General features: G+C 58.7%; 10 protein-coding genes. 8 read left to right on the top strand and 2 right to left on the bottom strand.

Annotation, left to right across the window (positions count from 1 at the left end; genetic code table 11):
* Positions 1-111: 111 nt before the first annotated feature.
* The 4 genes from htpX to purH all read left to right on the top strand — a co-directional run bounded on the left by htpX (position 112) and on the right by purH (position 6,017).
* Entirely contained in the window at positions 112-1,077 is a 966-nt protein-coding gene (htpX, locus tag FS804_RS18510; protein WP_063951551.1) for a zinc metalloprotease HtpX, read from the top strand.
* Positions 1,074-2,459 carry an RsmB/NOP family class I SAM-dependent RNA methyltransferase gene (locus tag FS804_RS18505; RefSeq protein WP_144578375.1) on the top strand — a complete coding sequence of 462 codons (1,386 nt, stop codon included), beginning with the start codon at positions 1,074-1,076 and terminating at the stop codon, positions 2,457-2,459. The genes htpX and FS804_RS18505 overlap by 4 nt, the downstream gene beginning before the upstream one ends.
* A gap of 125 nt (positions 2,460-2,584) precedes the next feature.
* Positions 2,585-4,252, top strand: coding sequence for a heparinase II/III family protein (locus tag FS804_RS18500; RefSeq protein WP_186376906.1), 1,668 nt, complete (start codon positions 2,585-2,587; stop codon positions 4,250-4,252).
* A 148-nt stretch (positions 4,253-4,400) separates the two neighbouring features.
* Positions 4,401-6,017, top strand: coding sequence for a bifunctional phosphoribosylaminoimidazolecarboxamide formyltransferase/IMP cyclohydrolase (gene purH, locus FS804_RS18495; RefSeq protein WP_144578374.1), 1,617 nt, complete (start codon positions 4,401-4,403; stop codon positions 6,015-6,017).
* A gap of 86 nt (positions 6,018-6,103) precedes the next feature.
* On the opposite strand, the gene FS804_RS18490 is transcribed toward purH, so the two are convergent.
* Both FS804_RS18490 and FS804_RS18485 read right to left on the bottom strand, forming a co-directional pair.
* Positions 6,104-7,636 carry a UxaA family hydrolase gene (locus tag FS804_RS18490; RefSeq protein WP_144578372.1) on the bottom strand — a complete coding sequence of 511 codons (1,533 nt, stop codon included), beginning with the start codon at positions 7,634-7,636 and terminating at the stop codon, positions 6,104-6,106.
* A gap of 42 nt (positions 7,637-7,678) precedes the next feature.
* A complete protein-coding gene (locus FS804_RS18485; RefSeq protein WP_144578371.1) occupies positions 7,679-8,371 on the bottom strand; it encodes a FadR/GntR family transcriptional regulator in 693 nt (230 codons plus the stop codon).
* Between the two features lie 253 nt (positions 8,372-8,624).
* Here FS804_RS18485 and FS804_RS18480 point away from each other — a divergent pair, with 253 nt between their 5' ends.
* The 4 genes from FS804_RS18480 to FS804_RS18465 all read left to right on the top strand — a co-directional run bounded on the left by FS804_RS18480 (position 8,625) and on the right by FS804_RS18465 (position 13,313).
* The gene (locus FS804_RS18480) at positions 8,625-10,190 is read left to right on the top strand and encodes a sugar ABC transporter ATP-binding protein (RefSeq protein WP_186376896.1); all 1,566 of its coding nucleotides are present in this window, start codon (positions 8,625-8,627) and stop codon (positions 10,188-10,190) included.
* Positions 10,191-10,198: 8 nt separating this feature from the next.
* On the top strand, positions 10,199-11,221 hold the full coding sequence (locus FS804_RS18475; RefSeq protein ID WP_063951545.1) for an ABC transporter permease: 1,023 nt from the start codon (positions 10,199-10,201) through the stop codon (positions 11,219-11,221).
* 75 nt (positions 11,222-11,296) lie between these two features.
* Complete coding sequence (locus FS804_RS18470; RefSeq protein ID WP_063951544.1) at positions 11,297-12,238, top strand: ABC transporter substrate-binding protein; 942 nt, start codon at positions 11,297-11,299, stop codon at positions 12,236-12,238.
* Between the two features lie 61 nt (positions 12,239-12,299).
* Positions 12,300-13,313, top strand: coding sequence for an aldo/keto reductase (locus FS804_RS18465; protein ID WP_144578369.1), 1,014 nt, complete (start codon positions 12,300-12,302; stop codon positions 13,311-13,313).
* Positions 13,314-13,317: the final 4 nt, after the last annotated feature.

Genomic DNA, 13,317 nt, shown 5'->3' with positions numbered 1-13,317 from the left:
CTCCCAATGACGGGATATTGAAAAATAGTTGCCGCATCCCAGATTATAGAAAATGTGGGGCCAATCAAACCCCGGATTATTCCAGCCACGGTGTCAGGGAGAAATTGACGGATGAACATGATGCGCACGGCGATGCTTCTGGCGTTCATGACCGCATTGTTCATGGGTGTCGGCTTTCTGATCGGCGGCAAGGGCGGCATGATGATCGCGCTTGTAATTGCGGCCGGCATGAACCTTTTCTCTTACTGGAATTCCGACAAGATGGTGCTTTCGGCCTATCGTGCTCGGGAAATCGACGAGGCGAATGCGCCCGAGTTTTTTCACATGATTCGTGATCTGTCACGGAACGCCAGCCTGCCAATGCCGAAGGTCTACATTTACGACAGCCCGCAGCCAAACGCCTTCGCGACAGGCAGGAATCCCCAGAACGCGGCGGTTGCGGCCTCCACCGGTCTCTTGGAGCGGCTGACGCCGGAGGAGGTGGCTGGCGTCATGGCGCATGAACTCGCCCATGTCCAGAACCGGGACACACTGACGATGACGATTACCGCCACGCTCGCGGGCGCGATCTCGATGCTGGGAAACTTTGCCTTCTTCTTCGGTGGAAACAGGGAAAACAGCAACAATCCCCTCGGTTTTATCGGCGTTCTGGTCGCAATGATTGTCGCGCCCTTGGCAGCGATGCTGGTGCAGATGGCGATCAGCCGCACGCGCGAATATTCCGCCGATCGCCGTGGCGCTGAGATTTGCGGGAACCCGCTTTGGCTTGCTTCGGCGCTGCAGAAAATCTCAGGCATGGCCCGACAGATTCACAATGACGACGCCGAGCGCAATCCTGCAACGGCGCATATGTTCATCATTAACCCCCTCTCGGGCGAGCGCATGGACAATCTGTTTTCGACTCATCCAAATACGGAAAACCGCGTTGCGGCGCTGCATGCCATGGCCCAGGAGTTTTCGCCGCGAGGATCGACGCCGCCGGCAACGGGTGGTAGACCTCTGCGCAAATCAGGCTCCGTCCCGAACACAGGCTGGGGACGTGGCAATGAAAACGAGCGCAAGGGGCCGTGGTCTTGACATCCGATACGAAGAACAAGCAGGCGCGATCAAACAGGTCAAAGCCAGCGCATGGAAGGGGCCGTGAAGACGGCCCTTCGTCTTTCCAGGATAAGCCTGGTCTTTCCGCACGCGTTGCCGCCAGCCGCATTCTGGCAGCCGTTCTGGAAAAGAAAACATCGCTGGACGGCATGCTCGATAGTGAAAATGGCAACCCCGTCTATCGCGCCCTCTCGATTGCCGACCGGGCCTTGGTCCGGGCAATCGTTAACAGCGCGCTTCGCCATCTCCCCCGCATCGAAACGGCGCTGTCGATGCTGCTTGATGGACCGCTCCCGCAGGGCGCAAGGTCGCTTCACCATGTGCTCGTCGTTGGTGCGGCGCAGATGCTCTATCTTGATGTACCGGATCATTCCGCTGTCGATCTCGCCGTCGAGCAGGCTCACCGCGATCCGCGCAACCGTCGCTTTGTAAAGTTGGTGAATGCCGTTCTCAGAAGGCTTGGTCGCGAGAAGGCGGAAATTGAAAAGGCCGTTGCGGATGTGCCCGTTCTGCCGCAGTGGTTCTATGCGCGGCTTGTTTCAGCCTACGGGCAGGAAACGGCGAAACTGATTTCGCACGCCCAGCTGACGCCTTCCTCCATTGATCTGACCGTTAAAGCTGATCCGGCTCTGTGGGCAGAGAAGCTTGGTGGAACGCTCATGCCGAACGGCAGCGTGCGGCTGGGCGCGTTTGAAGGGCAAATCCCTTCATTGGAAGGTTTTGCCGAGGGGGCGTGGTGGGTGCAGGATCTCGCGGCGAGCATTCCCGTCAAGCTCATGGGCGATGTGTCCGGTAAGCGTGTCGCCGACCTCTGTGCGGCACCCGGTGGCAAGACCGCGCAGCTTGCATTGGCTGGCGCCAATGTAACGGCATTGGACCAGTCCGGCAATCGTCTCCGGCGTTTGAAGGAAAATCTCGACCGACTTGGCCTGCATGCCGAGACGGTTGAGGCCAACATGCTGAAGTATCAACCGGAAGAGCTTTTTGACGCGGTTCTCCTCGATGCCCCCTGTTCTTCCACCGGCACACTTCGCAAACATCCGGATGTCTGCTGGACGAAGGATGCAAACGATATCGCCAAACTCGCGGCGCTACAGGGTCAGATGCTGCGGCACGCGCTGACCTTTGTGGGTCCGGGCGGTCTGGTGGTCTTTTCCAACTGCTCGCTTGATCCATCCGAGGGAGAAGAGGTGATCGACGCTGTCCTGGCTGAAAATCCCGATTTCGAGCGGGTTGCCGTTCGCGCTGAGGATTGGCCGGGCATGGAGGCGGCCGTCAACAGAGATGGCGATCTTCGCACGACGCCGGACATGTTCGGCGGTGTAGACGGCTTTTTTAGCAGTGTCTTGCGTAAGAAGTAGAAAAAAGCGAAGCTCTCGCGAATCATTAGATATTTATCGAAAACGTTCCGGTCGTCGCGGTTCACTGATAAAAACAAAACATGTGAAACGGGAAACACAGCTTGTTAGGGTCCTTCGCAGGCAGCATGAATGCCGCCGGTCTTCTGTCGCGGATGGCGTATCGTCATCTGTGTGTCGGCCTCGCGCCATTGCGCCTGCATCTTTCTCGGTTCGCCAATCGAGTGCCGGCAGGGCTGGTGGCGGCGCCGACGGATCTGAGGGCGATCGACCCTTATTTCGCGGAGGAACTTTTAAGGGGCCGTATCGCGCTTGCGGGGCGAGTTGTCGAGACCGGCGGCGCATCGCCGTTTCAGATTGAGTACCCTTCAGCGGTTTTTGAAGAGAGGCTGCACGCGTTCAGCTGGTTGCGCCACATTCGCTCCGATAAATCCAGCGAAGCTTGCAAACGTGCCCGACGAATTGTTGCGGAATGGATGGGATTTCACGGCAAGCGGCTTACAGGTACCGCGTGGTCGCCGGAAATCGCGGCGCAGAGGTTAATTGCCTGGCTCTCCCACTCGCCGGTGGTGTTATTCGAGGCCGACGCGGGCTTCTATCGCCGTTTCCTGAAAAGCATTGGCCTTCATGTTCGTTACCTTGAAAGGATCGCCAAACACGCGCCGGATGGGGAAGCGCGGCTGAAGATCAGGATTGCCCTCGCCATGGCCTCCATCGCCATGCCAACCCGCCTGTCCCGTATAAACCGCAATGGCGTGAAGCTGGCTCAGGAAATGGAACGCCAGATTCTCCCCGATGGGGGCCATGTCTCCCGCAATCCGCGCGTCATACTGGATTTGCTGCTCGACCTCCTGCCGCTGCGGCAAAGTTACATCAATCTCGGACACGACCTTCCCTCTGGTCTTGTTCCCGCGATCGATCGTATGTTCCCGGCTATCCGGTTTTTCCGTCACCAGGGTGGTGATCTCGCGCTGTTCAATGGTGCCACGGCGACGCTTGCCAGCGAGCTCGTTTCCGTGCTTCGGTATGACGAGACGGCCGGTCGGCCATCGAAAGTCCTGCCGGATGTGAATTACCATCGGCTTGCCGCGGATGACACTGTCGTCATCATTGATACCGGTCATCCGGGCTCCGCGGAACTTTCCCGCCAAGCGCATTCGGGCTGTCTGTCGTTCGAGATGTCCTGCGGCAAAAACCGGTTCATCGTCAACTCAGGCTTTCCGCGAAACGCTGCGCCCGAATATCAACGGGCGAGCAGGTCGACGGCGGCGCACTCTACCGTCACGCTGGCGGACACGTCCTCCAGCAGGCTCTCGCGCTCGCGGCTCCTCGGCCCTATTATGGTATCGGGCGTCAGCCATGTCGATAGCCGGCGTAGCACAGACGCCAACGGTAACGATGTCCTCTGGGCCGCTCACGACGGCTATGTGCAGAACTTTGGCTGCTACCATGAACGTGAAATTGAATTGAACGCCGCTGGTACGAAGATCAAGGGTCGCGACCTGCTCCGCGCCGATGGGGCCGCGGCGAAGGAGCAGTTGCAATCGGTGGCGGCCGTTTCACGCTTCCACATCCATCCGCATATTCAGCTTCATCCGCGAGACGAGGAGTCGGTCTATCTGGAGGCTGGCGACGGCACGACATGGCTGCTTTCAGCGCCCGGGCTGGAGCTCTTCATAACGGAGGATGTTTTCATGGCGGATGCGTCCGGCATGCGGCCGTCGCAGCAGATTGAATTACCCTTCAACCTTGTCAACACGCGCGAGATCCGCTGGCTTCTCGAAAGGAAGGCCTGAAAACGTTATTCCAAAGGGTAAAAACGGCATAGTTTTTGTCCTTCGTCATCCTCTCTGTTTATTAATCTGGTAAGCTATGTTAACGCGGCGGCAATTGCTGGATCATTTCCATTCCAGCCTGCCCTCCCTGCGAAACGGAGTATGCCTGATGGCCGTCGTGTCCAAAAAAATTCCCGCCCCTGATAAGGTTAAAATCCGTACGGCGCTTCTATCCGTGTCTGACAAGACGGACATTATCGAGCTGGCGACGGTGCTTTCCAAGCTTGGCGTCAAGCTGCTTTCGACCGGCGGTACGGCAAAGGCCATCGCTGAGGCTGGCCTTCCGGTGACGGATGTCTCGGACATTACGAATTTCCCTGAGATTATGGATGGTCGCGTCAAGACCCTGCATCCCAATGTTCATGGCGGACTACTGGCGATCCGCGACGACGCTGATCATGTCGAGGCCATGAAGGCGCATGGTATCGAGGCGATCGATCTTTCAGTTATCAATCTCTACCCCTTCGAGGAAGTGCGCGCCAAGGGTGGCGATTATCCGACGACGGTCGAGAATATCGATATTGGCGGCCCGGCGATGATCCGCGCTTCCGCCAAGAATCATGCCTATGTCACCGTCGTTACCGATCCTTCCGACTACCCGGCGCTGGTCGAAGCCCTCCAGTCCGATGACGGACAGACCTCCTATGCGCTGCGCCAGCGTTTTGCCGCAAAGGCCTACGCCCGCACGGCTGCCTACGATGCCGTGATATCCAACTGGTTTGCCGAAGCACTGGCAATTGAGACGCCCGATTACCGCGCCATCGGCGGCGTGCTGAAGGAAAAGATGCGTTATGGTGAAAACCCGCATCAGAGCGCCGGTTTCTACCTGACCGGCGAGAAGCGCCCCGGCGTTGCGACCGCAACGCTTCTGCAGGGTAAGCACCTCTCCTACAACAACATCAATGATACGGATGCGGCTTACGAGCTGGTGGCGGAGTTCCTGCCGGAAAATGCGCCAGCCGTCGCCATCATCAAACACGCCAACCCCTGCGGCGTTGCAACCGGCCCGACCCTTGCCGAAGCCTATCGGCGGGCGCTGGCATGCGATTCCGTTTCCGCCTTTGGTGGCGTCATTGCCCTGAACCGCACGCTCGATGCCGAAACGGCGGAAGAGATCGTAAAGCTCTTTACCGAAGTCATCATCGCGCCTGACGTAACCGAGGAAGCCAAGTCGATCATCGCCCGCAAGCCGAACCTGCGCCTTCTGGCCGCCGGTGGCCTGCCAGATCCGCGCGCGGCTGGCCTGACCGCGAAGACCGTTTCCGGCGGCCTGCTGGTGCAGAGCCGTGACAACGGCATGATCGAGGACCTCGAACTCAAGGTGGTGACCAAGCGTGCGCCGACCGCGCAGGAGCTTGAGGACATGAAGTTCGCCTTCAAGATCGCCAAGCATGTGAAATCCAATGCCGTGATCTATGCAAAGGACGGCCAGACGGCTGGTATCGGCGCCGGCCAGATGAGCCGCGTCGATTCGGCCCGTATCGCGGCTCAGAAGGCGGAAGATGCTGCGAAGGCGCTCGGCTTGGCCGAACCCCTGACGCGTGGTTCCGCGGTCGCTTCCGAGGCATTTTATCCCTTTGCGGATGGCTTGCTTGCTGCCATCGCTGCGGGCGCTACGGCGGTCATTCAACCGGGCGGCTCGATGCGCGATCAGGACGTGATTGACGCCGCCAACGAGCATAACGTGGCGATGGTCTTTACCGGCATGCGTCACTTCCGCCACTAAGCGCGGCCCAGACAGGATGACAATGGCCCGGAAAGCGATTTCCGGGTCATTCTTGTTTCACGTGGGACAGTACCTGGCCCGCCGTTTCAGGTGACGGCGCCCACCTGCCACGGCACAAATTCGTTGTCACCATAATCGTAAATCTCGCTCACCGTCTTGGCACCGGAAGCCACCGCGAGAATATGTTCAAAAATTCGTTTGCCGGATTCTTCGATCGTTTCATTGCCGGTAACGATTTCCCCGCAATTGATATCCATGTCTTCCTTCATGTGCTCATACATTTCGGAATTGGTGGCGATCTTGATGCAGGGTGACGGCTTGAAGCCCGACACCGAGCCACGGCCGGTGGTGAAACAAATGACGTTGCAGCCGCCAGCGACCTGTCCGGTGACGGCAACGGGGTCATAGCCGGGCGTATCCATGAAGACGAAACCCTGTTCCGTCACGGTTTCGGCAAACTCATAAACCGCCTTCAGCGGCATCGATCCGCCTTTGGCGACCGCGCCAAGTGACTTTTCCAGGATTGTGGTCAGGCCGCCAAGCTTGTTGCCATGGGAAGGGTTGTTGTTTAACTCGTCGCCGTTGCGGGCGGTATAATCGCGCCACCAATCGATGCGCTGCAGCAGCTTTTCGGCGACCGCGGGCGTGACGGCCCGTTTTGTCAGCAGGTGCTCGGCCCCATAGATTTCAGGCGTCTCGGAAAGCACAGTCGTGCCGCCATTGCGCACGATAAGATCTGATGCATAACCCAGAGCCGGATTGGCGGAGATACCGGAATAGCCGTCGGAGCCTCCGCATTCCAGCGCGACTTTCAGCTTGGAGAGCGGTTGCTCGGTACGACGGGCGGCATTGGCCATCGGCAGCATGGCTTTGATCTCGGCAATCGCCGCATCGATCGTCTTTCGTGTGCCGCCATGTTGTTGAATCGTCATGGTCCGCAGCCGCTCACCCTCCTCCATCTTGTAGTGTTCGAGGATAGGGGCAATCTGGTTGGTCTCGCAACCCAAGCCGATCAACAGAATGCCGCCGAAATTCGGATGGCGGGCATAGCCCTGGATGGTGCGGATCAGCAGACGGTAGCCTTCCGATTTGGTGTTCAGCGCGCAGCCGCCGCCATGGGTCAGTGCGACGACACCATCGACATTGTCAAAGCCGTCAAGGCCGCCCTGTTTGTTGAAATAGTCGGCGATATAGCGCGACACGGTGGCGGAACAGTTCACCGAGGCGATGACGCCGATGTAGTTGCGTGTGCCAACGCCGCCCAGACCACGGTCGTACCCCATGAAGGTCCGGCGCTCAGCTTCCGGCACCATGCCCTTTTCTTCGATATCGACACTGAACTGGTGCGCGTGTTCTGAAGGCACCATGGCAAGATTGTGCAGGTGCACGTGTCGGCCAGGCTCGATGTCCTGCGTGGCGATGCCGATGACCTGGCCGTATTTGAGCACTTCTTCGCCCGATCTGATTAGCTTGAGGGCCACCTTGTGCCCGCGACCGATCAGCTCGAGCGCTGCCAGATCGCCCCTGCCCGTGGCGCCACCGGCCGGGATAGACCGACGCGCCACCGCGACATTGTCGTTGGCGTTCAGCAAAATGGTTGCCTCGGAATTCTCACTCACGGGTTATCCTCCTCCCGAAATATTGTCTGCTATGTTTCCGGATCAGTTTTCGACCCAGCGCCTCTTCGAGCCTTCAAGATGGATATGCATGGCCGCCTGCGCGAGCAGCGGGTCCTTGAGTTCCAGTGCTGCCAGAATGGCTTCATGTTCCTGAAGGGCCTGCGTCCAAGTATCCCGGTCTTCAAACTTCACCCGGAACTGGGCCGAAATCGGGCTGTGGCGCTCATCGAAGAGGCTCGCCACCATCCGCGCCAGAACGCTGTTGCCGGATTGTTCGGCGATGGTGACGTGAAACGACCGGTCCTGATCGAGCGGTTTGCGACCGGCCTCTATTTCTTTCTCCATCGTATTGAGTATCTGGCGAAGGGTGGCAATTGTCTCATCGGTCATGCGGCTGGCGGCCAACACGATCGTCGCACCTTCCAGCGCAGCGCGTGCCTGCATCAGTTCGGAAGGGCTGTCGCCGAGCGATTTGGTGTGATGGGCCGTCTGGAGCGCCTCCGCCGAGACATAGACGCCCGAGCCCATGCGGATTTCAACGGTGTTGTCGATTTCGAGTGCAATCAACGCCTCCCGCAGGGAAGGCCGCGAGACGCCGAGCTTCTGGGCCAGCTCCCTTTCCGCGGGAAGGCGCGTGCCGGGTACGAATTCACCGCCGTCGATGAGCTCCCGTATCTGGTCCGCAATCTGTTGATAAAGCCTGCGCGGCTCCGCTATTTTGGCCTGACCACTCATCTGCTTCTCGAAGCGTCCCGTCTGTAACTAATATTTGGCCTTACCGTAACGCCAAGCGCCTCGATACGCAAGGAATTACATAACTACTTGAGTTTATGGGGTAAATATGCGAACTTAGTGACTTGGTTGAGAGGATGCAAAACCGTGCTAGATCAAATCCGGAGAAATTGGCTTGACCATCGTAAAAAACCGGCCTAACCATTTGCCCTGTTCATGACCCCGGTGGAGCGGGGAACAGGGTGGAGGTTTCCAGATGTCGCAGGGCGCATCGACAATTCGTGGCGACTATTCGCCAGAGGAGATGGCGCGCGTGGAGCGTTCGAGCCTCCTGCGTCTTGAAAATATCAGCAAGGAATTTCCCGGCGTCAAAGCACTGTCCAATGTGCATTTCGACCTGCGCAGTGGCGAAGTGCATGCCGTATGTGGTGAGAATGGAGCCGGGAAATCGACGCTGATGAAGATCATCAGCGGGGTTTATCAGCCAAGTGACGGGACGATTCTGCACAAGGGCGTGAAGGTGCAATACGCATCTCCGCTGGAATCCGAAGCCGCCGGCATCGCCATTATCCATCAGGAACTCAACCTCGTTCCGCATCTCTCCGTTGCCGAAAATATCTACCTTGCGCGTGAACCACGTCGCGGTTTTCTCGTCGACCGCAAGAAGCTTCGGCTGGATGCCAAACGCTGCCTCGACCGGCTGGGTGTCGATATTAACCCAGACCAGATGGTTCGCGGCCTGTCGGTCGCTCAGTGTCAGATGGTGGAAATCGCCAAGGCGCTCTCTCTCGATGCCGAAGTGCTCATCATGGATGAGCCGACCTCTTCGCTGACCGAGCAGGAAACCCGACTTCTGTTCAAGGTCATCCGTGATCTCAAGGCTTCCGGGGTCGGCATCGTCTATATTTCCCATCGCCTCGATGAAATGGCCGAGATCGTCGATCGTGTGACGGTGCTGCGCGACGGACGTTATATCTCGACCGACGATTTTGCCTCGATCACCGTTGATGACATTGTCACGCGCATGGTCGGGCGTTCGCTGGAGGACAAATTCCCCGAGCGAACCTCGCGCCCGACGGACGATACTCTCTTTTCCGTCGAAGGGCTGACCCGTAATGGCGTGTTCAGCGACGTCAGTTTTTCGCTACGGCGCGGCGAAATCCTCGGTTTCGCCGGACTGATGGGTGCGGGTCGAACGGAAGTTGCTCGCGCCATTTTCGGTGCCGATCCCCTGGATGCCGGCAAGATCGTTTTTAATGGGCGCGAGCTGTCGATCAATTCACCGCAAGATGCGATTGAAGAGGGCATAGCCTATCTCTCGGAAGATCGCAAAAGCGATGGCCTCGCCATCAAGATGTCGGTGGCGGCCAATACGACGCTTGCCAATCTCGGCCAACTTTCCAACCGTTTTGGGCTGATCGACTTCAAGAAGCACGATGAGGTCACCAAGCGCTACGTCGACCTTCTGAATATCCGCACCCCCTCGATCGAGCAGACGGTGCGGCTGCTTTCGGGCGGCAACCAGCAGAAAATCATCATCGGCAAATGGCTCTTCCGCCAGTCGCGCATCCTGTTCTTCGACGAGCCGACGCGCGGCATCGATGTCGGCGCGAAGTTTGCGATCTACAAGATCATGGACGAACTGGCCGCACAGGGCATCGGCGTCATCCTCATCAGCTCGGAGCTGCCGGAAATTCTGGGACTGACAGATCGTATCGCGGTGTTCCATCAGGGCCGTATCACCGGCGTGCTCGAAACCGCCAAGACCAATCAAGAAGAAATCATGCGGTATGCGTCCGGTTACGGCCGGGCCGCGCAGTGAGGAACGACATGGCCAATATTGCAGAACCCAAGAAAGGCTTCGCCGTCAGCGATCGCCAGAAGGACATCATCCAGAAGTTTGCTGCGCTCGGCAGCCTGTTTGCGCTGGTTGCGGTCTTCTCCGCCACCAGCAACGCCTTCTTTACCGTCAACAACGGTATGACGATTGCGCTGCAGGTGACGTCCATTGCGCTGCTCGGCATCGGGGCCACCTGTGTCATTATCACCGGCGGCATCGACCTTTCCGTCGGTTCGGTTCTGGCGCTCGCCGGTGTCGTCGCCGCCCTTGCGGTGAAGGAACTCGGCATGCCGGTGCCGGTCGGCATGCTGCTCGGCATTCTGACGGGGTCGCTTTGTGGTCTCATCAACGGTCTTCTGGTAACGCGCTTCAAGCTGCCGCCCTTCATCGCAACGCTCGGCATGATGCTGATTGCGCGTGGTGTGGCGTTGCAGATTACCGGTGCGCGTGCCGTATCCGGCCTTGGCGAATCCTTCGGTGAGCTCGGCAACGGCGCTTTGTTCCGAATCGTCACTATCGGTGATGACGGTTTCCCGAATGTCGTATTTCCCGGCATTCCCTATCCGGTCATCCTGATGGTGGTGATTGCGCTTGCAGTGTCCTTCATGCTCAACCGCTCCATCCTCGGTCGTCATATCTATGCCGTAGGCTCCAATGCGGACGCGGCGCGCCTGTCCGGCGTCAATGTCGCCCGCGTTACCAACTTCACCTACATTCTGTCGGGCACGCTTGCCGGTCTGACGGGCTGCGTCTTGATGTCCCGCCTCGTCACCGCACAGCCGAACGAAGGTGTGATGTATGAGCTGGATGCCATTGCCAGTGCGGTCATCGGCGGCACGTCGCTGATCGGTGGCGTGGGCACGATTTCCGGGACGGCTATCGGCGCCTTTGTCATCGGCATTTTGCGCAACGGTCTCAATATGAATGGCGTCTCCGCCTTCACACAACAGATCATCATCGGCCTCGTCATTCTGGTCACCGTCTGGATCGACCAGCTGCGCAACCGCCGCTGATCAAAAGGGCTGCGGACCCTTTCCGCAAACAAGATCGGCAGGGGAGGCCCGGATGCCGACATCACGGAGGAAGAAATGAAGAAAATTACGACTGCCCTTCTGACATCCGCAATCGCGCTGTGGAGCGTTTCCACTGTGCAGGCCGGGGAAATCGCCGTCATCGTCAAGACCGTCAACTCCACCTTCTGGCAGAACGTCCAGAAAGGTGCTGACGCGGCGATGAAGAATTCCTCCGGCAACACGATGACCTTCCAGGGCCCGGCCGCCGAATCGGCGATTGCCGACCAGGTCAACATGGTCGAAAACGCCATCAACCGTAAGGTTGCGGGCATCGTTCTGGCGCCTTCCGATCCGGATGCGCTGGTGCCTGCCGTCAAGAAGGCCTGGGAAGCCCGTATCCCGGTGGTTCTGATCGACTCGCAGCTCGCCAAGGGTTCGGAGCAATATTATCAGTCCTTCCTGGCGACCGATAACAAGAAAGCCGGCGAACTGGCCGCGCAGGCGCTGATCGACAAGGTCGGCACGGAAGGCAAGATTGCCGTCATGTCCTATGTCGCCGGTGCCGGTTCCGAAATCGGCCGCGTTGGCGGTTTCACCGATTACATCCAGATGCATTCGAAGCTTCAGATCGTTGGGCCGTTCTATTCGCAGTCGCAGATGGCGACGGCGCTGAACCAAACCACCGACGTTCTGGCCGCCAATTCCGACCTGAAGGGCATCTTCGGCGCCAATGAGCCAACCGCCATCGGTGTTGGCCGCGCGCTTGCCCAGTCCGGCAAGGCCGGTAAGGTCGTCGCGATCGGCTTTGACGGTAACCAGGACCTCCAGAACTTCGTCAAGGACGGCACGCTGGCCGGCATCGTCGTTCAGGGTTCCTACCAGATGGGCGAAAAGGGCGTGGAAACCGTGACGAAGCTCATCAACAAGGAAAAGGTCGAGAAGTTCGTCGACACCGGCGTCGTTGTTGTCACAAAGGACAATATCGAAAAGCCAGAAGCCAAGAACGTTCTCTACTGATTGCGTGATGATGCGCCGCTTTGCGGCGGCGCGTCCTTCCAAAAACTGGAAAGTCCCTGCGATGAAAGTCTCCGATACACGTAAATTGCCGCGCCGCGCTGTTGACGTCACCGTCATGGGCCTCGGTTGCGCCCAGATGGGCAATCTCTACCGCGTCACGCCCTACGAAGAGTCCAAGGGCGCTTTCGATAAGGCGTGGGAGAGCGGCATGCGTTATTTCGATACCGCGCCGTTTTACGGTTATACGCGGTCGGAGCGTCGCCTGGGCACGATGGTAACCGAGCATGATCGCGGCGACTATACGCTCAGCACCAAGGTTGGCCGTGTCATGGTGCCGGATGAGACCGTGGGTCCGGAGGAGGATGCCTATATCGCGCCCCTGCCGTTCCGCCCGGTCTATGATTATTCCTATGACGGTATTCTGCGCTCCTTCGAGGCTAGCCAGCAGCGGCTGGGTATCCTGAAGCCGGATATTCTTTATGTGCACGATATCGGTTCTCATACCCATGGCGAGAAGCATCGGCACTACTGGGAGCAGCTGACCAGCGGTGGCGGTTTCCGTGCACTTGGTAAGTTGCGCGAGGAAGGGTCGACCGGGGCTGTCGGCCTCGGCGTCAACGAATGGGAAATCATCAATGACGCCATGGATGTCTTCGATATCGATGTCGCCATGCTGGCGGGCCGTTATACGCTGCTCGAACAGCAAAGCCTTGCTTTCATGAACCGCTGCGCTGAAAGCGGCGTCGCCATCGTTGTCGCCGGCGCTTTCAATTCCGGCATTCTCGCTGGCAACCGCAAATTCAATTATGCCGATGCGCCTGCCGATATCCTCAAGCGCGTGGACGCGCTGCACAACGTCTGCGAGGAACTGGGTGTCTCGCTTCAGGCCGCCGCACTTCAGTTTCCGCTCGCCCATCCGGCGGCGGTCACGGTTGTTTCAGGCGCGCGCAATGCGCAGCAGCTCGCTTCCAATATCGAATGGTTCGAGCAGTCCATCCCGGATGAATTCTGGTCCGAGCTGCACAAGCGCGGCCTGATTGCCGACGGTGCGCCCGTGCCCGGTGGAAAGGCCTGAGGCA

Origin of the sequence: Agrobacterium sp. DE0009 (assembly GCF_007680755.1) — a bacterium.
GTDB lineage: Bacteria > Pseudomonadota > Alphaproteobacteria > Rhizobiales > Rhizobiaceae > Agrobacterium > Agrobacterium tumefaciens_B.
This window is presented reverse-complemented; position numbering and strand designations above follow the sequence as displayed.